We start from the raw sequence: 24522 nt of genomic DNA on the forward strand, positions 1-24522 counted from the left end.
ACTAGTGGAATGATGCAACAAAATCAGACGACTCCAGATCCCCAAAGGTGGCGAATACTCTCAGTTCTACTGACGGGTATCTTTATGGCGCTGATTGCTGTGAGCATCGTCAACGTGGCTCTGCCCAGCATCCAGACCGGGCTTGAGGCACGTGATGCGGATGTGCAGTGGGTGCTCAGCGGCTATGCCCTGTCATTTGGTGTAGTTCTGGTGGCCGCGGGGCGAGCAGGTGATTTGCTCGGTCGCGGCGGACTCTACATCCTTGGCATGGTTATCTATACCCTCGCCGCTATCGCTGCGGGCTTTGCCCCGAGTATTGAGATGCTGAACGTTGCTCGCTTTGTTATGGGCATCGGTGCTGGATTCTTTAACCCGCAAGGTGTTGGCATGATTCAGCAGTATTTCAACGGACGGGAGCGAGCTATCGCATTCGGCTACTTCGGCACCGTCGTGGGTGTTGCAGTGGCCATCGGCCCGCCGCTGGGCGGATTGCTGATCCGCCTCGGTGGCTCTGACCTGGGGTGGCGGCTGACCATGCTGGTCAACGTCCCAGTTGGCATCCTCACTATTATCCTTGGGCTCATATTCTTCCCGCGCCCCTACCTGCGGCGACTTCGCAATGCAGACGGCAAACCAATTGGTCTTCTGCGCACGATTCGCGCGCTTGACCCAGTTGGTTCACTGTTGCTGGGGCTCACCGTCCTCATGGTCATGCTGCCGTTTATGGAGTCGCGCGGCTCCGCATGGGTATGGGCCATGCTTCCTGTGGCAGCAGTGCTGCTTGCGGTGTGGTTGAAGTGGGAAAAGCACATGAAATCCACTCCGACCGCGCCGATGGTGGACTTGGATATTTTCCGGCTCCGCCATTTCCGTAACGGCGCGATTATTGCCACATTGTGGTTCTTCGGTACGACCAGTATCTGGGTGCTCGTGGCGCAGTACTACCAAAATGCGCTGGGACACTCGGCATTGGTGTCCGGTTTGATTGGTCTGCCCGCAGCGGTACTCAGCTCGTTTTCTGCGAACTGGGCTGGTCACCACTTGGACAAGGGGGGCCGCAGGATTGTCATCAGCGGCATCGTCATCTCGATCACCGGGCTGCTGCTGACCGTGGGCGTCATCGCGCTACACAGCAAATTCGGTGTCAGCGAGTACTGGATGATTCTCACCTTGTGCTTCATTGGCGCCTCGGGCGGATTGGTTATTTCACCAAATCAGGCACTGTCCCTGCGTGATGTGCCGTTGACCTACGCCGGTGCCGCAGGTGCAGTGTTGCAGACCGGCCAGCGTATCGGTACTTCCGTCGGCCTGGCGGTTATTCTCGCGGTTACGTTTGCAGTAAAGGATGCATTTAATTGGGAAGCCGGTGCTGCCGCTGGCTTCCTCACCATCATCATGGCCTTCTTCTTGACGCTGCTTGGAGCAGTGGCCGACGACCGTGGAGACACGAAAGAGGTGAATCTCTCGCGTGTTGCGGAGCCACCACATTAGTATCGAATCCCATGATTGAGAGAGCTTCTTTTCCGGTCTCAGTGCGACCGATGCGTATGCCATCTCGGCACTGCGCACCGATGTGTTCTATCTTGAGCAGTCCTGTACAGAGCCGGAAATGGACTGGCGCGACCTGGAAGCTACCGCGGAGCACTATTTCATCCGCGACGACAATGACGCCCGCAAGATTATTGCGTACTTGCGTGTGATTGACACGCTCGATGAGTTCTCGACGAACTACCCGCGCACCATCGGCCGCGTTGTCGTCGATGCCGCGAGCCGGGGTAGGGGGTTGTCCTCGAAACTGCTGCAGCAGGTCATCGCTGACCACTCGGATACGGGGCTGATTCTGCATGCCCAGACGCAGGCGAAGGCTGTGTACGCAAAAGCCGGCTTCCATGAGATCGGGGAGACCTTCATGGAAGCCGGCATTGAACACATCACGATGGTTCGTGACGGGTCCTAGGGGAACGTACCTAGGCTTCGGATTGTACGGCGCTGCTTACCTGAAGTTTTAAGCGTTGACCTTCGAACTTGCCAGGATGCGGTTCAGAGAGTCGACGCTGGCCTTCGCATCACCGATAAGCATGTCGGTGTTTTCGTTGAAGAACAGCGGGTTCTGCACGCCCGAGTAACCCGAACCCATCGAACGCTTGAGAACAATCACGCGCTCAGATTCCCACACCTTCAGCACCGGCATACCCGCAATCGGGGAGCCCGGCTGCTCTGCCATCGGGTTGACGGTGTCGTTTGCACCGATGACCAGGGTGACATCCACATCGGCGAAGTCATCGTTGACCTCGTCCAGCTCCAGCACGATGTCGTAGGGAACCTTGGCCTCAGCCAGCAGCACGTTCATGTGACCCGGCAGGCGGCCGGCGACTGGGTGGATACCGAAGACCACTTCCTTGCCGGCCTCACGTAGGTTGCGGACCAGGTCAGCAACAGCGTACTGAGCCTGTGCCACAGCCATACCGTAGCCCGGAGCGATGAGGATCTTGTCTGCGTCACGCAGAATCTCGGAGGTGTCCTCGTGGCTGACCTCGGTGTGGGAGCCTTCCACGGCGCTTCCCGACGAAGCCTCGGAGCCAAAGCCACCCAGAATCACGTTGGCAAAGGAGCGGTTCATAACCTCACACATGATGTACGACAGGTAGGCGCCGGAGGAACCAACCAGCGCACCAGTGATGATGAGCAGCGGGTTGCCAAGCATGAGACCGGTGAAAGCAGCGGCCCAACCGGAGTACGAGTTCATGATGGACACGACAACCGGCATGTCACCGCCACCGATGGCGATGACCAGGTGCCAGCCCAAGAACAGGCCCAAAGCAGTCACTGCAACCATGCATGCCCATGCGATGGCGCCGCCCTCGGTGCCGGTTGCGATGAAGACAGCCAGGAGAACCAGAGTGACTACCAGAATGGCAATGTTCAGAGCGTTGCGGCCCGGCAGCAGTAGTGGCGAGCCCTTGATCTTCTCAGACAGCTTCAGGCCTGCGACGATGGAACCAGTGAAGGTCACAGCGCCGATGAAGACGCCAATGTAGACCTCACCGAAGTGGAACTTCAGGGCATCGGGGGCTACATCTTCGGCGAAGATGTAGGAGTTGAAGCCGATGAAGATAGCGCCGAGTCCGACCAGACCATTGAACAGTGCAATCAGCTGCGGCATGCCAGTCATGGCAACTCGGCGTGCGCGACTGATACCGATGACACCACCGATGCCGATAGCGACGGCGATGAGAATCAGGGTAATCAGCGGCGAGAAGTGAGTATCCGGCTTGGTATCTGCGGTCACGAGTGCCTGGAAAATGGCAATGACGACGGCTACAGCCATACCGGCGATACCGAAGGAGTTACCGCGGCGAGCGGTCTCCGGCTTGGACAGGCCCGAGAGGGCAGCGAGGAACAGGACGGCGGCGACAATGTGGCCGACGTTGGACAGGCGGTAGGTCCAGTCCAGAAGCGAAGCAGTATCAATGCTAGCCATTAGACTTTATGCCTCCTCTTTCACAAACATGCCAAGCATGCGGTCGGTGACGGCGAAACCGCCGAAGATATTGATGGAGCTGACCACGATGGCCGCGAACGCGAGACCGGAAACCAGCAGGTTCGAGCTTCCCACCTGGAGAATCGCACCCACCAGAACAATGCCGGAGATCGCGTTGGTCTCAGACATCAGCGGTGTGTGTAGGCGCGGCGTGACCGCGGAGATCACGTAGAAGCCGAGCACGATAGCCAAGGTGAGAACCATGAAGTTGGCGCTCACGCTGTGCGGTGCGCTGAGCATAACCACAATGGCCAGCAGTGCCGTCAGGCCCAGAGCAATCTTCGAGCCCAGGCCCGATCCCATGAAGGAAACCTTCTCCGGCGCATTCTCTTCTAATGCGGCCTGGTGGGCCTGCTGCTCCTGCAGTGGGGCAGCAGGGGTGACAGCGACCTTGATTGGCGGTGGTGGCCAGAGAATCTCAGCTCCGGTAGCGCCGGCGCCATTCTGTGGGCGAGCCTTTGTTACCGTGATGCCACGGATAATCTCGTCCTCGAGATTGAGAACTGGAGAGCCATCCTTTTCCGGCGTAATCAGCTTGAACAGATTGAAAATGTTCTGTCCGTACAGCGACGATGCCTGCGCGGGCAGACGTCCTGCAAGGTCGGTGTAACCGATGATGGTCACACCGTTGTCAGTGACAATGGTCTTGCCTGGAACGGTCATCTCGCAGTTGCCGCCACCCGCGGCAGCCATGTCGACGATGACGCTGCCTGGTTTCATAGCTGCAACATCGGCAGCAGTCAGCAACAGCGGAGAGCGACGGCCAGGGATATTCGCGGTGGTAATGACAATGTCAGCCTGCGCGGACTGCTCGGAGTAGAGCTTCGCGGCAGCGGCAGCCTGATCATTGGTCATTTCCTTGGCGTAGCCATCCTCGGACTTCTCGGCGGCGGCCGGAATCGGGATGAACTCTGCACCCATCGATTCGACCTGCTCACCGGCTTCAGGGCGCAGGTCTGTTGCCTTGACAATCGCGCCCATCGAGTTGGCCGTACCGATCGCCGCAAGTCCGCCGACACCAGCGCCGATGACGTAAACGGTAGCTGGTGGCATCTTGCCTGCGGCAGTCACCTGGCCAGTGAAAAGGCGACCATATGCAGAAGCCGCTTCGACTACTGCGCGGTAGCCGCCGATGTTGGCCATCGACGACAGCACGTCCATCGACTGTGCCCTGGAAATGCGGGGAACTGCGTCCATAGCAAGGGCAGTGATGTTGCGTTGCGCGAGTTCTTCGACCAGTTCTTCGTTACGGCCTGGCGCAAGTCGGCTAATAAGCATGGCGCCGTCGTTAAGCAGTGCACGGAACTGCTCCGGTGGAGTGTCGAGCGTTACGACGATATCGCTGTGCCAGACAGACTCGTCGACAATGGTGGCACCGGCGGATTCGTAGTCCGCGTCGGTGAACTTAGCAGCCAGGCCGGCGTCAGCCTGCACGGCGACCTCGTAGCCAAGCTTGACGAGTTTGCCGACGGTCTCCGGGGTCGCAGCCACAATTGTTTGCTGGGGATCGGGTTCTAGAGGGATGCCGATTCTCATTGTGGGAGTTCTTTTCTGTTCGGGGTTCTATTAAGAGCCATGCGCACTCGGTTGTCGGTAAACAGTGAGTGTGGGCGTGGCCGCTTTCTCCTTGGTGTCAATAAGGTATGCGCTGGTGGGGAGGCAGCGGAGGCGTTTGTGGAAAAAGGTAATAAAAATATGTGGGTAACGGTGGTGAGGTGGGGTTTCTGAATTTGTGCACTCTTGGAAAGGGGGTAGAAAATGGGGGTAGGAGTGTGAATTATGGGCGAGAGTGAACATTTACAGCGCCCTGGATGATTGTTTGAGGGGTGAACGATGGGGGAGGCTGTTTCTGTCTTTACGTATGTATTTACGCATTAGGTAGATTCGTATTCCTAGGTTCTTGGCAAGAGTTAAGGAAAAACGATGATTGGTTCACTAAGGGCCGCTGGAAAGACCGTGTCGGCACCCCGCCAAGGGCAGGGGCGCGCGTTTTCGAAGGTGGTTGCTCTCTCGCTCGCAGCTGGTGTAGTTCTCGGCGGACAGATGCCAGCACAGGCGGCACCGCGCATTGGTCAGCTACCAGACATCACTGCACGTGAAAGCACTGTTGACTACCAGAACTCGGAAACCGTGGACAAAATTGGCGGCGGTCTGGTGGATGTCATGGGAGGCGTGAATCGCGTCATCTCCGGTGGCGAAAGTGGCCATATCACCGAGCCGTTCGCCCCAGAGGCGGGGCAGCTGCGCAAGGAGTTCGGAGCGATGGGCTCCCACCCAGTTGCCGCAACCCGTGAAGCAATGCCATGTGATGGTGTCGTCTACACCATCTACAACCGCGTACTGCGGGACCTCCACGGTCTCCACGGCACCACCGGCTGCTATGACGTATTGCCGGAATCGGCCAACGCCTCCCCAGTTGGCGCGCAGCTCATTTACCCGGCGGATATCGACTCCATGGAGTCCGCGCCGCTGATGGTTCTGAGCCCTGGCATTGGTACTGAGCCAGGTATGTACGACGCGCAAGCGCGACTCTATGCAAGCCACGGATATGTCGTGGCTCTTGGCTACAACTTCACCAACTGGTTCGCGCCACAGATGGTACTGGCAGCTTCAGTTGCCGCAGCGGCCAATGAGGGCGAGTCCACGCCACTTGCAGGCAAGATCGATTTCTCCCGCACGATGCTGGTTGGGCACTCTGCAGGTGGTGGCTCCGCGATCTTCCTGAACAACAGGATGGATAAGGCGTTCCAGGCTGCGGGCATCGATATGGTCACCCGCGGGCTGGTTGCTATCAACCCAGGGCCTTCCGACGCAGGGCTGATCTCCACCCCGCCGGAGATTCCAAGCCTGGTGGCCATTGCTGAGCACGAGGACATCGTTCCTTTTGATGCCGATCGACGTGGTTACCGCGATGCTGCAGGGCCTGCCTGGGAAGCGGTAGTCACCGGTTCCTACCACGGCACCTACCTGGATGATCCGTCCAAGAATGTGCTCGGCTCGATGGTGCTGTCCTTTAGTGAGTATGTGCTCGACGGAACGAGTCGAGCAAAGGCCGTCTATGAGGGTGCTAACTACGGCCTGGCCACTGACTCCGAGCTCAACGACGTTCAGCGCAAGGGCGTCTAGAGCTGGCTACTCCATCGACTCTGGAATTAACTTTGCGGCAGCCTCGGCGATTGCCTTGCGCTGCGCTTTCGTGAGCTGATTGCCGTTGAGGTAGTCGTTAGCCCAGAGTCCATCGGAAATCATTTGGACAACGTAGGCCATGCAGGCATCCTGGTCGGTGGCAATCTTCTCCGCCGGCGGATTCCACCGGCGCAAAAGGCGCGTCCAAATCTCGCGTAGCTCCGGGTCGGCGGCAGAGTCGATGGACATGAGTAGCTCAGCCCTCGTTGCCGTATCCAGTGAGACCTGGAGGTTTGCGCGTAAGCGGTTGGCGGGGGATACCTCCTCTGCGGACCCACCTGCGGCTTCGATAAGCTCCTCCTCCCATAACTGCGCCATGTGCTCATGGACGCTGCGGATCATGTCTTCGCGGGAGGGGAAGTGGTAAATCAACCCTGATTTACTCATTCCGCATTGAGTTGCGACATTTTCGTAGGTGACCTCGGAAAAACCGCTTGTCTCGATAATCTCCACGATTGTGTCGAGGATGGCAGTGCGCTTACTCGTGCGCATATTCAGTCTCCTTCGGGTTGCCGCGGAATGTCACCGCAGTCGCAATCGCTGCAATGACAGCAACGACAGCCAGGATAATCAAAATGGCCAGGTAGGAACTGTCGAGGCCGGCGCGGGCACCGTCGTTAAGCGCTGGCGTGTGAAGTGCATCGGTGAGCGAGATGCTGGCGTCGACAGGCGTGAATAGGGCGTAGAACATGGGTAGGAGGCTGCCTGTGATTGCGACGGTGATTAGTGTGCCAAATTCGTACGACACGGATTCCATCGCCGCCGCCATACCTGCCTTTGCCCTCGGGGCTGAGCCGATAATCGCGGTCGACGACACCGACATCACAGAGCCCGCGCCCGCGCCGAGCAGTATCAATCCCGCGATCATGAGCGAGAAATTGCCCGAGGATACGCCGTAGTACATGCCTGCCAGTCCGACGGCGTTGAGGAGGAAGCCGCCGGTGATAAGCGTGCGGAAGCCCACTCGATGGAGCACCATGCCGCCGATGACACCAACTGGCAAGGATGCCAGTGCCGCGGTGGCAACTAGCAAGCCCGCGTCGAGTGGTGTGTATCCGACGGAAATCTGGAAGCGCTGCGTCGTCATCAATTCGGCGCCTGCCAGGACAAACATGGCAAGCGCGGCTGCCAGCACGCCACCGGAAAACATCGGCGAACGGAAGACTGAGAAGTCGATGAGGGGTTCGGTAAGACGTGCCTGACGACGCTGAAACAGTACCGCGCCCACTAGCCCACAGGCGATAGCTGCGACGATGACGGTGGAGGAGCGATGGCCGGCGAGTTCCTTGATGAGGGAAACCAGGCCCAGCATGGCCAGCATCGCGTAGAGGCTGGTGAGAAAATCCCAGCGCTTGGCTGGGTTGGGCTGATTTGGTGGAGCGAAGATCAGCGTGCCAATGATTGCGAAAACTACGACGGGGATGTTGATAAGGAAGATTGAGCCCCACCAAAAGTGCTCCAGCAGGAAACCGCCAACGACGGGACCAGCGGCGGCACCCAGTGTTGCGGTGGCTGACCAAATGCCAATAGCCGTGGCAAGTTCACGAGGGTGGTGGAAGGTCTCACGTAGCAGTGCGAGGGTGGCCGGCATCATGGTCGCGGCGCCCAGTCCTAGACAGCCGCGGGCGATGACCAGGGCCCAGGCGTGCGGCGCAAAGGCCGCGGCCAGGGAAGAGAAGCCAAAAATTGTCAGGCCCACAAGAAACATCTTGCGGTGACCGATGCGGTCGCCCAGAGTGCCTGTGCCGAGGAGGAGTGCGGAGATCACCAGTGGGTAGGCATTGATGATCCACAGGCCCTCCAACTCGGTTGTGTGGAGCTGCTCCCGCAAAACTGGCAGGGCAGTGTAGAGCACCGAGTTATCTATGCCGATGAGTAGTAGGCCGGCGCTGATGATAGCGAGGAAGATCCACCTGTGGGTGACTGAAGTGGGCGGATTAGCCCTCGTGGAAGCGGCGTGGTCGGTACTTGTCATTCCAGTAACTGTAACGAACGTTCGGTTTAGTTACAACTTCTGGAGAGCGACCATTTAGGCCTAAAAATTCAAGAACAGTAAGCTAATCCGACCAAGGAGACAGTGAAAAAGTGTCTAAGTTGAAGGCGTTGTTGAGGTACGAATTCACGGACGCCGTTCGATCCCCCGTGACGCCCGAGCGGGTAAAGATCAGCTTGGACGCGTTGACTTTACGCTCGGACGTTGTGGCCAATCACTGCCGGGATAGTGATAGGCGCATCCCCGAAAAGCTCCTTCTGGTATTCGTTCTGCTCGAAAGCGCCAGCATCGTTATCCCTGATGGTGGCCACATTTGTCAGTTTGCGTGCCGACGGTGCGGAGTCCTTTTGGAGCAGTCCGCCACGGTTGCCCGCAGTGGTGGCCGCGAAAGTCCCTGCACCACGGTTTCCAGCAGCGGTGCCCGCGGTTCCGCCAGCAGCACCCGTAGCTCCGGTAGCAGCACTGTTGCGCGCACTGATTAGGGAATTCATCAATCCACTTCCGCGCTGTGCAGGGCTGTTCGAGGCATTTGGCAAGGCGGACCCAGCGACCCCGGCACCCAAGCCGGTTCCCATCACGCGACCCGCTGTTGGCGCTGGCATACGTCCAAGACTTGAAGTCGGAAGTCCCGAGGTCGGTGGACGGGGGCTTGCGTTTCCAGAAGACGGCAGTGCCGGGATATTGCCCGCTGGTGTGAGCCCCGCAGTGCGTCCTGCGCCGAGGGAGCCGGCCGGTCGGTTGCCGTGAACTCCGTAAGGCGAAGATGCTTGCGGTGATGTGCGTTGAAGTGGTGCGCTCGCGCCCGAAGGAGCGACCATGGCTGGATTCGCCGCGTTTGGTTGAGCCATGGCTGATGTACCGGTCGGGGAAGTTGGCGAGATTGTGGAGCTCGTTGGGCTGCTAGGTGATGCTGGGTGCATAGGGGTAGCAGACGGATTAGTGGGGCTCGACAAAGTCGAAGTGCTCGGTTGAACCTGCGAAGGAGCGGAAGCACTCGCGGTTGTGGATTGCGGTGTTGGAGAATCCGGAACAGTTGAAGTGGCGCCAACTGGTGCGCTGGCGGCCTGCATGCTTCCAGTCATCCCCGCAGGCGAAAGGCCGAACTGACTAGTTCCAGAACGCCCGGCGACTGTGGCTCCAACGGAAACCTCGGCAGTCACACCACTTCCCGCATCGGCTGAAACCAGGTTAGGAATTCGGGGAATAGCGGTCTGTAGCTGTGCGGTATACGGACCAGAGAGAAAGGCTGCTACCTCGGCCTGTTCAAAAGCCTTTTGCGCGCCAGGGTTTGGGAGTGCCTTGGACTCGGCCTCAATCGCCGATAGTGCATTGACGGCCATTGCCTTAACGGACGGCAAGACGGCAAGGTGCCCGGCCATGACCTCAGATGCGGTGGCGATGCTGGTAGCGCGTGCGGCCAGACCTTTCATTGTCGTATCCGCAGCAGAGAAAACAGCACCGCTGTTGCTCGACACCAAGCCGGATGAGATGGAGGTTAGATTGCTGGCCAACGTGGTCATAGTTTCGGCAAAGTTGTTCCAGTAGGCGATTGCCTCGGCCACGGCACCGTCGTTTGTCGAGGAAAACATGGATAGTAGGGACTTCGCATCGAGACCGAGTTCCGCAGAAAGTGTGACTGGCGCGAAAGTGAGACTTCCAGCTTCAAACATTGGCCGACGCTGAAATACACCGCTTGTTCGCGCTACTTCAGCAATGGAAGCGCCGTCACCATTGAACGGATTAATGCTTCGAAGGATCCGATTCATGGTGGATTCGTGCTCAGTGATCACGCGACGGAAGTCAGCGAGATTTGTTTGCGCCCACGTGAGCTGTTTGCCCAGAGATAAGCCGACAGCGGCAGAGCTTCCTGAACTGCCGGAAATTGCGAGACTGTGTTCTGTCGCCACCAGCTGGAGTGACGGAACCTGTGAGTAGCCGGCCAAGTTGGGCTGCATTGTCATAGACGAGCCGGGAAGCATGATTGCTCCAGTTAGTCCGCTAATTGCGTGATCAATTGTCGAAATGTGTGCAGAAATCAAGACATTTCCCCCAGGTAATTGGTCATGAGTTCATTGGCAGGCTTGCAGAGGGTTTCATCAAAATCAGTGGATTCTTCCTCTGAGATGTGCGTTATAAAACCTAGTGCGCCTTTCGGGGTCTCAACGGATGCAATGCAGTACGAGAGACCAATCGGGTTGGTTTGTTTGAAAGTCACCCAATGAAAGCCTTCTGAGTGGTGCGCAGTGGGGTGAGCGTCATAGTTCTCGAGCCGGGAATGGGCCACCGATGTGTGCCAGAGCCCGAGTGGCAAAATATGACTGGTTTGAAGTCCGCAACCTATTTGTTTGACACCTTTAATTCGCTCTGAAACCTCAGACTGCTCCCGGAACCCCAGCCTGTCTAAACGCCCCATAATCTCGGGGTCGTCACACGGATTGGTCAGGACGAATTCGGGTGCGTCGTAGTTGTAGTGCCCATCGGGGCCAAGTGGAGCATCACCGGGCTCCGGCGGATTGTTGGGTGGAAGCACACCCGCAGGTAACGTCACGCCCGAGTCAGTAGTGATGGTTGTCGCATTGTCGCCGGCAGGCTGAACGTCCTCGCCAGAGGTCGTAGTTGATGCGCAACTAGTCCCCGTTATTCCCCATAGAAGTGCTGACAGTAGGGCGGCAGTAGTCGCCTTTTTCAATTTTCCCTCCCCAAAGAATTTGTGTGAGAAAGATATAACACTGCGATCACAAGTGCGCTTGCTGAGAAGCCGAAAAAATAGAGCGACTGTGGATAACTTTTTGGGGGTGTGGACAACGCGGTCGGCGCGCAAAAGAGCGCCGCTGCACAGCCATAACCTGCACCTTTGGGGTGCGTTCTCAGTGCCGTCGTTAAGCGTTGGTGGCAATCGTGGGTGTAATGACCGAAGTAATCCGAACGATTGGTTAGACTATGAGGCGCATTACAAAACCACGGGAGTGCCAACCGAAATTCCGGCACTGAGAGGACGCTAGGGATCGAGCGTCGACCGGACGAACCTGAATCTGGGTAATACCAGCGTAGGAAAGGGATGTGTTGCTTCATGGCCGCACGTGTATCTGTATCCGCTCCGCCGAAAGAGGGCGAGGTTACAACTGGCCCGATTTACCGCAGCAACAAGCATTACGACGAGGTTGCGTTTAGCAACGATTTCGGTGAGGCGAACCTGCGCATTCCAGTTCGTCGAATCAATCTGACGGACGGTACTCACTTCGATGCGTACGACACCTCGGGTATCTACACCGAGGAAAACCCGGAGCTGAACCTGAAGGAGGGTTTGGCTAAGACTCGTGACTCGTGGCCGAAGGCTCCGGCAGTACCGGCGGTTGCAGGCTCTGAGGAAGCCCCGAAGGTCAAGACGCAGCTGGCATGGGCTCGAGCGGGAATTGTCACCCCGGAGATGGCTTTCATTGCCGCTCGTGAAGGTGTGGATCCGGAAGTTGTGCGCGAAGAGGTCGCTGCGGGTCGTGCCGTGATTCCGGCCAACCACAAGCACCCGGAGACTGAGCCGATGATTATCGGCAAGCGTTTTGCCACCAAGATCAACGCCAACATCGGTAACTCGGCTGTAACTTCGTCCATCTCTGAAGAGGTGGAGAAGATGGTATGGGCGACCCGGTGGGGCGCGGACACAATCATGGACCTTTCCACCGGTAAGGACATCCATGAAACCCGCGAGTGGATTCTGCGTAACTCCCCGGTGCCGGTTGGTACGGTGCCGATTTACCAGGCGCTGGAGAAGGTCAAGGGTGACCCGGCCAAGCTGACCTGGGAAATCTACCGCGAAACCATCATTGAGCAGTGTGAACAGGGCGTGGACTACATGACCGTTCACGCGGGTGTGCTGCTGCGCTATGTGCCTCTGGCCGCCAACCGCGTGACGGGCATTGTTTCCCGCGGTGGTTCGATTATGGCCGCATGGTGTCTCGCGCATCACCAGGAGAGCTTCCTCTACACGCGCTTCGCTGAGTTGTGCGACATTCTGGCACAGTACGATGTCACGTTCTCCCTCGGTGATGGCCTGCGTCCGGGGTCCATTGCCGACGCTAACGATGAAGCCCAGCTGGCTGAGCTACGCACCCTCGGCGAGCTGACCAAGATCGCTAAGTCCCGCGGCTGCCAGGTCATGATTGAAGGTCCAGGCCACGTTCCGATGCACAAGATTGCCGACAACGTGAAGTGGGAAGAGGAGTGGTGTGAGGAAGCACCGTTCTACACCCTCGGCCCGCTGGCAACCGACATCGCGCCGGGCTATGACCACATCACGTCGGCTATCGGTGCGGCCATCATTGCGCAGGCTGGCACCGCCATGCTTTGCTACGTCACGCCGAAGGAGCACCTGGGGCTGCCGAACCGCGACGACGTCAAGGTTGGCGTGATTACTTACAAGATTTCCGCGCACGCCGCTGACCTGGCAAAGGGGCTGCCGCGCGCACAGGAGCGTGACGACGCGCTGTCGAAGGCCCGCTTCGAGTTCCGTTGGCATGACCAGTTTGCACTGGCACTGGATCCGGACACTGCGCTGGATTACCACGATGAGACCCTGCCTGCAGAGCCGGCAAAGACCGCGCATTTCTGTTCCATGTGTGGTCCGAAGTTCTGCTCCATGCGTATTTCCAAGGATGTACAGGACTACGCGAAGGAACATGGCCTGGACTCCGTTGAAGCGATTGAGGCCGGCATGGCTGAGAAGTCTCAGGAGTTCGCTGATCAGGGCAGCCGCGTCTACCTGCCGATTACCGCGGAGTAATTGCTTGTCTCAGAAGCTGCTGAAGTAAGCCGCGGTCGAGCTCTATTGGGCTTGGCCGCGGTTTTCTTTTGCTTAGCCATTTCTGCCGGTCTCCTCGTTGGGTCTCAAACGGGGGTGGGTAAGGCGCACCTTAATAAATGGGTTAGGGAAGCCTAATGTGCGGGGTGTACATTGCTTGTATGCACAGTCTGAGGTTCCTGACTTTCGATCATTCCCACCGCCATCTTGCAGGTGCTCACGAAACTCGCCGTTTATTCAGCTCTGAATCATCCACGGTTGGAGAAGGCGTGCGTCGACAGGTGGGGCGGAGTGCGCGCAGAGCTGCCACTGCGGTTTCGTTGTCCGGCGCCATGGTCCTTTCGGCGTTTGTGTCCCCGGCAATGGCTGAAACTGCGAAGCCAATCGTGCCGGACAATTTTCCCAATGTGATTAATCCAGCGGAGAACTTCCAGCCGCAGTATTCGCAGTATGTCGAATCTCCGGAAGTTACTGTCACTTTTGAAGACGGCACACCAGCTGAAGGTGCCACGGTTCATCGCGGCGATGTTCTTATTGTTCGCGGTAGTGGTTTCAATCCGTCGGCCAACCGTGGTGGTTACCCGCTTCCAATTCCTCCGGGTGTGCCCAATGGTGTTTACGTTCTCTACAGTGCGTTCCCGGACTCTTGGAAGCCGAGTGAAGGTGCTCCGTCCTCGTCGCGGAAACATCCGCACGACAACATTGCCTGGGTCACGCCGGCTGGAACTCTCGAGGCGATACCGAACCAGGGCGTCGACATGCGACGTTCTATCGCTCGTCAGGCTACCCCGATGACAGATGACGGCAGTTTTGAAGCCCGCATTGTTGTTGACCCGCCAGAGACTCCAGCTGGTGATAACTGGGGAATTTACGTCTACCCGGCAGCTGGCTCGATTAATGAGGCCGAGGAAATCTACATTCCGTTGAATTATTCGGATGCTCCGGGCAAGGATGCCCCGGCTCCCTCCAGCGAGGACTTAGTAATTTCTGTATCTGCGCTGGAGAAGGTTTTTGGCGCACTGGGCGGTGGTGTCACTGCCAAGAACGGTGCCCTAGAGCCTGAGGCTGGTGTTGTCTCATTCACCCGCGACAATGACAACAGCGATGCCGAAGGGGAGAGTTACCGCGGAGAAGTTCACTTCACCGCGAAGTTCAGTCTGGTTCATGTGGTCGTTCGTAATCCGCGCATTGAGGACGGCCCGACTGGAAAGGTTATTACGGCAGAGGTCTCGCAGGGCTACGATGTCGGTCCGGATGAGATGGAGCGTATGCCCATAGCCGCTGTTGTCAACAGTGATGGCGATCAGCTGATCACGACCATCGGCACTATCTCGCAGTTCCGGTAGTCCCTCCGGTCATCATGGCCGCCAATTGTTGTCCACCTGGCACTTCGTTCAAAGTAAGCCGTCATACCTTACGGGTTCTTGTGGGGTTGTAACCACTGCCGTATTGGAATCACTACATTAGATAGAGGCGCTTACCAGCGATGAGGAGGAACGTGGGACGGCATAGTCGGGCAGAAGGACCGGTGTCACAGGATGGGGCATTGTCACAGGCTGCGGAGTCGCAACATGCTGTTGCGGAGTCTCCGTCGCGGGCCTCGCGAAAAGTGTGGGTTCGCAAACCCAATCAGGCTCCCGCGCTGACGCAATCGCCTGTCATGAGCTGGCCTCTTATGCTGGTCTCGCTGCTCGGTGGTCTTGCCTCGTTGTTGGCCTGGAACGGCCGCACCCAGCCGGACGATTGGGCTTCGCTCTGGGTGGGCGGGCTACTGATGGACAGGGGACTTGAGTCCCATCTTTATGACGCCGATCCAATCGATTTCACCGCCATGAGCGGAGAGGTCTGGCCACGCCTGGCGCAGGAAGTGTCTGCGCCATTTACACATCCCTTTGTGCAAAACCCTTTGTTTGCAAAGGCTCTGGGAGCGATATCCCACGTCATGAGCTTTGAAACCTCGGTTGCGTGGTTGCTGTTTCTTTCCGGAATGTCCGTCGTGGTCCTCGTCGCAGCTTCCTACCACCTGTGGTTTCGGTCGACCATACCCTGGGGTATCGCAGCGCTGGTTACCGCCTGCGTATTCGCTCTGCCGACCACTCTTAATTCGTTCTGGATCGGTCAGACGACACCGCTGATTGTCGCGGGCGTCGCCTATGGGCTTGCCGCCTCGCGCACTCGTCCTTGGCTCGCGGGCATCGTCCTCGGCATCGTCGCATCCATTAAATTGACTCCGTATGCGCTCATCGCCGTGATGCTCTTTTTCGCTTATCGACGGCGCGCAGCCCTCTGGTCGCTGGCCACCACGGCGGTGCTGGCGGTCTGGATGTTTATCCGCATTGATATGCCCGTTATTTCGGACTGGATTGACCGAATTGACGACATTGGTGCGTCGGTCTTGGTCGGTGGTGCGAATCAGTCGTTGGCGTCGACTTTAGCCACAGACCTGGGCAAACCTGATTTATTAGTAACAGTGGTTCGTGATTATCCGAGTCACGTGAAAACGATTCCACTGTGTATTGCGCTTGGCGTGGTGTTGATGGTCACGGCAGTTGCGTGGTTGAACCCGGTCTACCGGTTTGAATTTTTGGTTACGGGCGCGTGGCTTATTGCAGCCACATTCTCATCGATTCTTTGGACCCACTACATGTTGATGCTGGTCACGTCTGTGTTCGGTTTGGCCGCCATGGCGCGGACCCGATTGACCAGACAGTGGCCGTATATCGGTATTGCGTTGCTAGTGGTCCTGCTTACGTTCCCTGTGACAAACCCGATTGCTGCTACGCCGTATACCGGCGGATTTGTGTACTCGGGGATTACTGCGATGCTCTTGACGCTGGCATTGATGCTAGTTGTTGGTGGCTGCCACGCGTTTGCGGTACATCGGTACGGCGATAGTGATGCAGGCGAGGTTGGAGCTGGATTGGGCAGTGAATTAGCTGCCGCGGAGACACTGAAATTTCCTCAGCCAGAGCCAATGGTCTTATTCGACTTGAGGAAGCGCTAGATTTAGCGGCTCAGCATAGAGACGATGTCACGGGCAGACATGTCGCTGTAAATCTCGTTCCGGGCGCTCTTAACCTGGTGGCCGAAGTGGACTGCGTTAGCGTCACTGCTGGTGTCGCGGGTAAGAGCTTCGCGCAGCGGCTGAGAGAAAAAGGCGCGCTTGGTAGTGAAAGAACGGGGGAACAGGTTTTCAAGGCTCACGGTATAAACCCTTTCTGTGGTCGGAATCCGGTCAGGATTCCGGTTTGAGAGTTTCTGTATTCAAATGGTTTTCTTTGATGCGGTTGCAACTATATGTCTGAATATGCCCGATATCGAGTTAAAACGGGCAAAAGTGACTAAGCGGATACCGTTCCCAACATGAAACCTGCATCACACTATGGCCCGGCTTAATGCTCGGTCACGGTCAGTTGTGGGCTCCAATACAATGAAATCCGGAATCAAATGTGAAGTAGGAGTTTGGTTATGGCTATTTCTTCGGCACCCACCCCTGAGTCCCCGGATTCAGCGGATACCTCGGACGCGGCATCGCGCAGCGTTCCGGCGGCAGCGCTCAGTCACGTTGAGGATTTAATTGATTTTGTGGCTGCGTCGCCAAGCTCATTTCATGCGGCACAACAGGTCGTTGACCGTCTGAGTGCAGCCGGTGCCACGGTCATCGATGAGCACGAACAGTGGCCAAGTAAACCCGGTGCCTACGTCCTGCGTCGTGATGGCGCTGCCGTTGCTTGGATCGTCCCGGAGACGCCGGCTGCCGATTTCACCGGTTTCCATATTGTGGGTTCCCACACGGATTCGCCCGGTTTTCGTGTGAAGCCCAACGCGCGCACCTCCGCCGCAGGCTATGCGCAGGTCGCCGTTGAAGTCTACGGCGGCGCGTTGTTGGGAAGCTGGACCGACCGCGAAATTGAGTTCGCCGGTCGGGTAATTGATAAAAGCGGCAATGAGCACCTTGCTCGCACTGGCCCGGTTGCGCGTATTCCGCAGTTGGCTATCCACCTCAATCGTGCGGTTAACGAAGAGGGGTTGAAGCTCCACAAGCAGAATCACACTGCACCAATCATCGGACTGGATACTTTCGGCACCGATGTGTACCAGGTCATCGCCAATGCTGCGGGCCTGTCTATCGACGACATCGTCGCCTGGGACCTCATTTCCTTCGACACTCAGCAGCCGCGCACCTTCGGTGCTCACGATGAGTTCCTGGCTTCGGGCCGACTCGACAACCTGCTCAGTGTCCACTCCTCCCTGGTTGCCTTCGAGACCTTGCTCCGCCAAAACTGGAGCACGTCAACCACCATCCCCGTCATGGTCGCTTTCGACCACGAGGAAGTCGGGTCCGCCTCCACTACGGGCGCTGCAGGGCCACTGCTTGCCGACGTTCTGTCCCGCATCGCAGCGGCCACAGGCGCTGACCTGGAACGCACCCAGCAGCTCTACCGCGGTTCCATCTGTCTCTCGGCCGACGGCGCACACGGTGTGCACCCGAACTATGCAGGCGAACACGAGCCGGGGCACCAGCCGGAACTCAATGCTGGCCCAGTGGTAAAGATCAATGCCAACCAGCGCTACGCCACCACGGCGGTTGGTCAGGCCGAGGTTGTCCGAATCGCAGCGGAAACCTCCAAGCGCATTGGCCAGGAAGTGCCGGTGCAGTATTTTGTCTCTGCGAACCACAAGCCATGCGGCTCCACTATCGGCCCGATCACTGCAACGCGACTGGGTATCGACACCATCGATATCGGAGCTGCGATGGTCTCCATGCACTCGGCGCGTGAGATGTGCGGCACGATTGATCCATGGTGGTTGGCCGAACTCACCGTGGATTTCTGGGGTGCCGGAAACTAGCAGCTCGCTGGCAGCGCTGAAGTCACCTCTAGCAGGGGAGATGTCGGGACGCTGTGGCCGTCGTGAAGCGAAAATGGGTGAGGGAATTTCCGTAGCTGCTCGTCGTGGAGCCTATTTTCTGTCATGCTATGAACCATGACTGATGCTAACGACACCCTGCCGTCGCACCGCCTTGAAGTACCTATCGAAGAGGCGGTGGCATGGCGTCGCCAACTGCACCAGAATCCGGAGTTGAGCTTCCGGGAGTACAGGACCTCGGACATGATTGAGGATCTGCTCAATCAATGGGACATCCCGACGTACCGGTTGACCCCGACGTCCGTAATTGGTGTCATCGAGGGCACAGCGGGCGACCCCAGCACTGGCCGTGTGATCGGCTACCGCGCGGATATTGACGCGCTGCCGATTCAGGAGGAAACGGGACTGCCGTACGCCTCGCGCACGCCGGGGGTGATGCACGCCTGTGGTCATGATGTGCACACGGCGATGCTGCTGGGCACGGCGAAGGTGCTCTCTGGAATGCGCGATCAGCTGCACGGCAAGGTGCTGTGCATCTTCCAGCACGCTGAAGAAATGCTGCCGGGCGGTGCTCGTGAGCTGGTCGACAAAGGTGCTGCCGATGACTTGGATGAGGTCTATGCCTTCCACGTCGCTCCGCATCCGGTGGGGCATGTGGGGATTTGTGCTGGGCGAGTGACAACTATGTCGGGCATCGTCTCCATCGCGATTCGTGGCCGTGGCGGGCACTCCTCGAACCCGCAGCTGTCGATTGACCCGGTGCTCATCGCCAGTGAGGTGACTCTCATGCTGAACACGATTGTCTCCCGCGATGTGGATCCGAAGCACATGAACATCGTCAACGTCGGCTCACTGCACTCAGGTGAGGCCGGCAACGTGATTCCGGATACGGCCAACCTAGAAGTGTCCATCCGCTCGGTGGATGAGGCCGACTGGGAGATTGTCTGCCAGCGTATAGAGGCCGTCGTCAACGGCGTCTGCCAAGCTCACGGCGCACAGGCGACTTTCGACTGGCAGATTCCGTACCCGATGGTGGTCAATGCCGACATTGCAGTCAATCGCGCCTGGCATGCGGCGACGAAGGCGGTTGGCAACTCCAAGGTGTTCGCTGCCGATCCGTGGGCTCCTTCGGATGACTTCTCGTATTTTTCCCGTGAAGCGCCGGGCTGTTACATGTTCCTCGGCACCGGTGGCCCGGAAGCGGGTAACCCCTTCTTTCTCCACAACTCCAAGTTTAAAATTGTGGAGAGAGCCATGGTCAATGGCATGCGCACGGAAATCCAAATCGCGCTCGACGCACTGAACCCGTCGAAGAATCAACCGCCGGAGCGCCCTGCCACATCTCCGACCATGCCCGCAGCAGGTTCCGTGCCGCCCCGGCCGCGGAAGGCAGGCCTTGGCACGCCGCAGTCGCATGCGGGTCAGGCACGGGCGTCGTCAAGCGAATCGGCGGGGGAGACCTCACCGAGTCCTGAGGCGGCGGCATCAGATAATTCCAATCAGCCTCAGGCACCTAGAGAGGATGCATAGGACAATGTCCACGACCCCCAACGCCCCTGATAAGACGCTCGCTGCCGCACCTGAGTGGTCGAAGTGGGCGATTGGATGGCACGTCTATCCACTGGGGTTTGTGGGAGCGCCCATCCGTGAGAAGGATCGAGGCGCCGCGCCGGTCAATCGAATTCGCAAACTGATTGACTGGCTTCCGTACGTCCAGGAGCTCGGGCTCAACGTGCTGCAGCTGGCGCCAGTATTCGAGTCGACTAGCCACGGCTACGATACCGAGGACTACTACCGCATTGACTCGCGCCTGGGTACCGAAGAGGACATGAAGGCTGTCATCGAAGCTGCCCATGAGCGTGGCATCAAAGTGCTTTTCGACGGCGTTTTCAACCACATCGGGTCAGAGGCGCCCGCGCTGAAGACCGCGAAGGAAAACCCTGACTCTGAAGAAGCGCAGCTCTTTGCGTTTACGCACTCAGATGGCGACATGACCGCGCCGGTGTTTGAGGGCCATGAGAGTTTGGTCGAATTCGATCACACCAGTGACGCGACTGTTGATTTTGTCGTCAACGTGATGAATTACTGGCTGGCGCGGGGGATTGATGGCTGGCGACTGGATGCGGCCTACGCAGTGGACCCACAGTTTTGGCACAAGGTTTTGCCGCGAGTGCGTGCTGAGCACCCGCACGCCTTTATCTACGGCGAGGTCATCCACGGTGACTATGCGGAGATTGTGTCGGTGTCCGGCATGGACTCGGTGACGGAATACGAGCTGTGGAAAGCGACCTGGTCTGCGCTGAAGGAGGAAAACTTCTTCGAGTTGGACTGGACTCTGAAGCGCCATAACACCTTCGCGGAGTCTTTTGTGCCGGTGACGTTTGTGGGCAACCACGATGTTTCACGCATTGCGACGCAGGTAGGGGCCGACAAGGCCGTGCTGGCGGCGACGGTGCTGTTTACCGTGGCCGGTGTGCCGCTGGTCTACTACGGCGACGAACAGGGCTACACCGGCCTCAAAGAGGAACGCATCGGCGGTGACGACCAGATCCGTCCAGTGTTCCCGGATAGCCCGGAGGAACTCTCTACGCTTGGTGAGGACCTCTACCGCGCTTACCAGCAGCTCGTTGCGGTGCGACGCCGGTTCCCATGGTTGCACTCCGCTCGCGTGGAGACTGATGAATTGCGCAATGGTTTTCTTCGCTACCGCGTGACCGCAACCGACGCGGCGCTCGTGGACGATGCTGCCGAGGCCTTGGGCGAGACTGGAGCTTCCGGCGAGATGCCCTCGCTTGTTGTCGAGTTGAACCTGGAAAACGGCGCAACCAGCGCCGTGATCCGTGATGGTGACCACGTGGAATTTGAGTTTTCCTAGGCTCTCTTGGCGGCTCTAGGCTGCCCTCGGAGAACCAAAACCGCCCGGACACAATGTCCGGGCGGTAATTCTTTCGCGCCCCATCGATGAGTGGGCACAAGGGGTAGCGGCTGCGTTTATGTTTGCTGGCTACCCCTGTTTTCGCAGATGCAGTTACATCTCTGCGGTCTCAACAGGAGTCATCTCGTCGGAGGATGCCGGAGTGGTGGCCTTCTGCTCGAAGGTCTCCGACGGGTTGGCCTGGTCACCGACCTTCACGTCCGAGTCAACCTGATTCGGGGGAGAGCAAGCGACCAGGGCTGCTGCGGCAATGGCGGATGCGGCGATAGCGCCGGCGATGCGGTTACGCATGGATGTGGCTCCTCTGTCGGAAAAACAATAGCTACAAGGGGCTAATAAACTTTTCTCACATTATCTTAAAGCAATATCTTAGAGGATTCTTAACGGCTTGCGGGAACCAAGGGGCCAATCGCCCCCGCGCCGATGCATAGCGTTGCCCCCGGAGTCGCCTTTTCCACATCGACATGGAGAGTATTTCCACCACCGTTGAGGTACACATAGCGCGGTCGCAGGTCATTGTTCATCTTCACGACCGTGGAACCACCGCGGGTTTGCTCTTCGGTCTCGAAAGGATTGGGGAGCGATAGGCGCACATCCATGTCCTCGGAGGCGGTGGCCGGGAACTCAAGCACCCAGTCACCGAGCTTGATGATGTTCTCCAACTTGATGTCCTCCGACGCAGTGCCGTCCTCGCCAACTGTGATGCGATGGCCGCACTGCTCGACAGGGCCATCAGTGACACGGGTGATCTCGGAGACCTTGGCGTCGATAAGCGAACCGTCTGTATTGAACATGCGCGGGTGACCGGTGACGCGCTCAAACGGCGGGCGATCGGAGACCGCATCAAACACCCGCGAGTACATGTTCATCGGAGCGGCGACGGGCACGAGAACTTCGAAGGGGACGGGCTGGTCGATGAGATTGTAGTCGATCGCCTTGTCGGGGCCAGCGGCATCGGCTTCCTCGCGCAGCGCGGACAGCGACGCCTTGGTGTTGCCGATCCACTCCATTGCGATGTCATCAGACCAGGCATTGCGGTAAGTGACCACGGAAATCGTGGAGGTGACAGTCAGCGCGATGCCCAGCGACCAAATCAGTATGTGCGTACGAGCCGGTAGCAGCGCTGGCGCCTCGTCCTTCGGTGGGAGTCCAGCCAGGGAGATCGCGACGCAGATTACGATCACGAGCGCGACATCAGAGTAGTAGTGCAAAGTGTGCGCCAGCACGCCAGAGGTGTTCTCTCCCGAGCGGAACAGGGTGATGGCGAACAAGGTGGTGAACATGTACGCCACCGATAGCGTCCACGGAGCCCAGCCACGGTAATCGCGGCCGATGAGGGTGGCAGACAGAATCAACAGGATAATGCCGCCGAGAGTAATCAGCTGAGACGAAGCGGAGGCAAACGGCTGTCCCGGAGCCCAGCGTTCCCAGCTTGTTGGACCGCCGATGATGCCGGCAAAAATCTGGCCGAGGCCGTTGAAGAACAGTTCGGGCTGCAGCTTGTCGGAAATGAAGCCGGTGGTTTCGGCGGGGCCGAAGTAGTACCACAGTGCCCAGGCGCCGGTCAGCAGCATCGATGGGATCCAGATGACGAGGCCACGGCGGAGAACCTGCAGGATATTTCTGCGCTCCATGTAAGCCAAAGTGACGACAACCAGCATGGAGATCGGTGCGATAGCCAGGGACTTCTCAAAGAATCCCAGCGCCACTGCCAGCAGCACGAACAGGCCTACGGCTTCCCACGGGCGGGGGCCGAAGGAACGACGCATAGTGGTGCGAATGGCGACAATCATGAAGATCACGAATGCCAGGTGGAACGGCTGGGAATTGGCCGCGGCCGACCACCAGGTGTCTCCCGGAAGCATCAGCGGAGTCCAGGCGACGACCGTGATGAGGAAGAGCGATACCAGCGTACGGCCGGTGAGGAGCTCAAAGAGTTTCGCTGTGGCGTATGTCAGCACTACCGACATCACGGCCATGGTGATAGCCGGTAGCCACCAGTTCCACGGCGCGATGAGGTGATAGAGGCCTTGCACCAAGAAAGCCAGTGGCGCAAGGTGCCCGTCGTGATCCTGAAGCAGGTAGTCCTTGCTCAGCAGTGGGGTGTCGTAAAGATGGCCAACAATGATGAAGTCATCCCAGTAAAAACCATGGCTAGTCAGCACCAGAATGCGAGCGACAAGCTGTATCGCAATAACAACTCCGATGAGTGGCCACCACTGCTTCGCAGACAGGTCAAGTCGCTCGCCCCACGTCAATGTGGGCATGTAGTATGGGCGAGAACTTTCCTGCTCAGCGGTGTTGTCAGCACCAGGGTCCTCGGCAGTTTTCACTGCGGAATCCGCGGCTGTCCCCTCATCGCCGACTGGCGGCGTATGAGGGGTTTGGGCAGTTGGGGTATCTCCTGTAGATGACCGCTCGGCTTTAGTCATGGTTCCTTATGTTATCTAGGCCATCTGCTGGGCGCGGTAGGGTAGGCAAAAGTTAGTGCTTAGGGCGTGTCGACACAGGCTTCATACGCCGCTAAGGAATACATCAATAATGTTTGAGCAATACCGCTCGAGTTAAAGAAAAATAGGAGCAAGTGGGATGACGCAATCGGCGAGTGCAGCGCGCGCTAACTTCTCGTGGCGCAATATTGACATCATCATTGCAGCTGTTATCGGCGTGGCCGTCGGCCTGATTTTTGTTATCTGGAACATCATCGGCGGTGCGGGCTATGAAGCAGTCAACGCGCTTACTCCTGGTCTTGGCGGTTTGGTCGCTGGTATGTGGTTCCTCGGTGGTCCGCTCGGCGCGTACATCATTCGCAAGCCGGGTGCAGCTATCTTCGTCGAGGTAATCGCGGCGACGGTTTCAGCACTGATCGGTAACCAGTGGGGTATCTCCACCCTGTACTCAGGTTTGGCGCAGGGGCTCGGCGCGGAGCTGGTGTTCCTCATTCTGGCGTATAAGAGCTACAACCTGGCCACCGTGGTTATCTCCGGTCTCATGGCAGGTGTCGGCGCATGGACTTTCGAGCTTTTCACTGGCAACCTGGCCAAGACTTTCGAATTCAACGTCATCTATCTGATCTCCACGGCGCTGTCGGGTGCCGTCCTCGCCGGTCTGCTGGCTTACTTCCTGGCTAAGGCACTGGCGGCAACTGGAGCGCTGGATCGTTTTGTCATCGGGCGAGAGCGGCACGACGACGTCTAGGAAAA

General features: G+C 58.2%; 19 protein-coding genes and 1 riboswitch. Of the genes, 10 read left to right on the forward strand and 9 right to left on the reverse strand.

Features of this window, described 5'->3' with window-relative positions; translation table 11 throughout:
* The first annotated feature begins 12 nt into the window (after window positions 1-12).
* Both NQ014_RS00700 and NQ014_RS00705 read left to right on the forward strand, forming a co-directional pair.
* Window positions 13-1491 (forward strand): MFS transporter, encoded by a 1479-nt coding sequence (locus NQ014_RS00700; RefSeq protein WP_306438384.1) that lies wholly within the window; start codon window positions 13-15, stop codon window positions 1489-1491.
* A 118-nt stretch (window positions 1492-1609) separates the two neighbouring features.
* Window positions 1610-1957, forward strand: a complete 348-nt coding sequence (locus NQ014_RS00705) for a GNAT family N-acetyltransferase (RefSeq protein ID WP_257073072.1) — start codon at window positions 1610-1612, stop codon at window positions 1955-1957.
* A gap of 48 nt (window positions 1958-2005) precedes the next feature.
* Here NQ014_RS00705 and NQ014_RS00710 read toward each other — a convergent pair whose 3' ends face one another.
* Both NQ014_RS00710 and NQ014_RS00715 read right to left on the reverse strand, forming a co-directional pair.
* Entirely contained in the window at window positions 2006-3481 is a 1476-nt protein-coding gene (locus NQ014_RS00710; protein ID WP_257073073.1) for an NAD(P)(+) transhydrogenase (Re/Si-specific) subunit beta, read from the reverse strand.
* 6 nt (window positions 3482-3487) lie between these two features.
* Window positions 3488-5077, reverse strand: coding sequence for a Re/Si-specific NAD(P)(+) transhydrogenase subunit alpha (locus NQ014_RS00715; protein WP_257073074.1), 1590 nt, complete (start codon window positions 5075-5077; stop codon window positions 3488-3490).
* A 387-nt stretch (window positions 5078-5464) separates the two neighbouring features.
* On the opposite strand from NQ014_RS00715, the gene NQ014_RS00720 reads away from it, so the two are divergent.
* Window positions 5465-6667, forward strand: a complete 1203-nt coding sequence (locus NQ014_RS00720) for an alpha/beta hydrolase (protein ID WP_257073076.1) — start codon at window positions 5465-5467, stop codon at window positions 6665-6667.
* Between the two features lie 6 nt (window positions 6668-6673).
* Here NQ014_RS00720 and NQ014_RS00725 read toward each other — a convergent pair whose 3' ends face one another.
* The 4 genes from NQ014_RS00725 to NQ014_RS00740 all read right to left on the reverse strand — a co-directional run bounded on the left by NQ014_RS00725 (window position 6674) and on the right by NQ014_RS00740 (window position 11268).
* Entirely contained in the window at window positions 6674-7219 is a 546-nt protein-coding gene (locus NQ014_RS00725; protein WP_257073078.1) for a TetR/AcrR family transcriptional regulator, read from the reverse strand.
* On the reverse strand, window positions 7206-8702 hold the full coding sequence (locus NQ014_RS00730; protein WP_257073080.1) for an MFS transporter: 1497 nt from the start codon (window positions 8700-8702) through the stop codon (window positions 7206-7208). Before NQ014_RS00730 ends, NQ014_RS00725 begins: the two co-directional genes overlap by 14 nt.
* 209 nt (window positions 8703-8911) lie before the next feature.
* A complete protein-coding gene (locus tag NQ014_RS00735; RefSeq protein ID WP_257073082.1) occupies window positions 8912-10390 on the reverse strand; it encodes a hypothetical protein in 1479 nt (492 codons plus the stop codon).
* 365 nt (window positions 10391-10755) lie between these two features.
* Window positions 10756-11268, reverse strand: a complete 513-nt coding sequence (locus NQ014_RS00740; RefSeq protein ID WP_257073083.1) for a hypothetical protein — start codon at window positions 11266-11268, stop codon at window positions 10756-10758.
* Window positions 11269-11670: 402 nt separating this feature from the next.
* Window positions 11671-11792: riboswitch (TPP riboswitch) on the forward strand.
* On the opposite strand from NQ014_RS00740, the gene thiC reads away from it, so the two are divergent.
* The 3 genes from thiC (at window position 11791) to NQ014_RS00755 (ending at window position 16519) form a co-directional block, all read left to right on the forward strand.
* On the forward strand, window positions 11791-13497 hold the full coding sequence (thiC, locus tag NQ014_RS00745; RefSeq protein WP_049172697.1) for a phosphomethylpyrimidine synthase ThiC: 1707 nt from the start codon (window positions 11791-11793) through the stop codon (window positions 13495-13497). (Overlaps the previous riboswitch by 2 nt.)
* A 380-nt stretch (window positions 13498-13877) precedes the next feature.
* Window positions 13878-14861, forward strand: a complete 984-nt coding sequence (locus tag NQ014_RS00750) for an HtaA domain-containing protein (protein ID WP_257073084.1) — start codon at window positions 13878-13880, stop codon at window positions 14859-14861.
* 314 nt (window positions 14862-15175) lie between these two features.
* Window positions 15176-16519, forward strand: a complete 1344-nt coding sequence (locus tag NQ014_RS00755; protein WP_257073085.1) for a glycosyltransferase family 87 protein — start codon at window positions 15176-15178, stop codon at window positions 16517-16519.
* A 2-nt stretch (window positions 16520-16521) separates the two neighbouring features.
* On the opposite strand, the gene NQ014_RS00760 is transcribed toward NQ014_RS00755, so the two are convergent.
* Window positions 16522-16719 (reverse strand): hypothetical protein, encoded by a 198-nt coding sequence (locus NQ014_RS00760; RefSeq protein WP_048732933.1) that lies wholly within the window; start codon window positions 16717-16719, stop codon window positions 16522-16524.
* A gap of 264 nt (window positions 16720-16983) precedes the next feature.
* Here NQ014_RS00760 and NQ014_RS00765 point away from each other — a divergent pair, with 264 nt between their 5' ends.
* The 3 genes from NQ014_RS00765 to NQ014_RS00775 all read left to right on the forward strand — a co-directional run bounded on the left by NQ014_RS00765 (window position 16984) and on the right by NQ014_RS00775 (window position 21259).
* Window positions 16984-18366: a M18 family aminopeptidase gene (locus tag NQ014_RS00765; protein ID WP_257073086.1), complete on the forward strand. Its 1383-nt coding sequence runs from the start codon at window positions 16984-16986 to the stop codon at window positions 18364-18366.
* 135 nt (window positions 18367-18501) lie between these two features.
* Complete coding sequence (locus tag NQ014_RS00770) at window positions 18502-19914, forward strand: M20 family metallopeptidase (protein WP_257073087.1); 1413 nt, start codon at window positions 18502-18504, stop codon at window positions 19912-19914.
* A gap of 4 nt (window positions 19915-19918) precedes the next feature.
* A complete protein-coding gene (locus NQ014_RS00775; RefSeq protein WP_257073088.1) occupies window positions 19919-21259 on the forward strand; it encodes an alpha-amylase family protein in 1341 nt (446 codons plus the stop codon).
* 153 nt (window positions 21260-21412) lie between these two features.
* On the opposite strand, the gene NQ014_RS00780 is transcribed toward NQ014_RS00775, so the two are convergent.
* The gene (locus NQ014_RS00780; protein WP_048732925.1) at window positions 21413-21610 is read right to left on the reverse strand and encodes a hypothetical protein; all 198 of its coding nucleotides are present in this window, start codon (window positions 21608-21610) and stop codon (window positions 21413-21415) included.
* An 89-nt stretch (window positions 21611-21699) separates the two neighbouring features.
* On the reverse strand, window positions 21700-23751 hold the full coding sequence (locus NQ014_RS00785; RefSeq protein WP_257073089.1) for a hypothetical protein: 2052 nt from the start codon (window positions 23749-23751) through the stop codon (window positions 21700-21702).
* Window positions 23752-23908: 157 nt separating this feature from the next.
* On the opposite strand from NQ014_RS00785, the gene NQ014_RS00790 reads away from it, so the two are divergent.
* Window positions 23909-24517, forward strand: coding sequence for an ECF transporter S component (locus NQ014_RS00790; RefSeq protein ID WP_257073090.1), 609 nt, complete (start codon window positions 23909-23911; stop codon window positions 24515-24517).
* Window positions 24518-24522 lie beyond the last annotated feature (5 nt).

The organism is Corynebacterium sp. 5QC2CO (assembly GCF_024580435.1).
GTDB lineage: Bacteria > Actinomycetota > Actinomycetes > Mycobacteriales > Mycobacteriaceae > Corynebacterium > Corynebacterium jeikeium_D.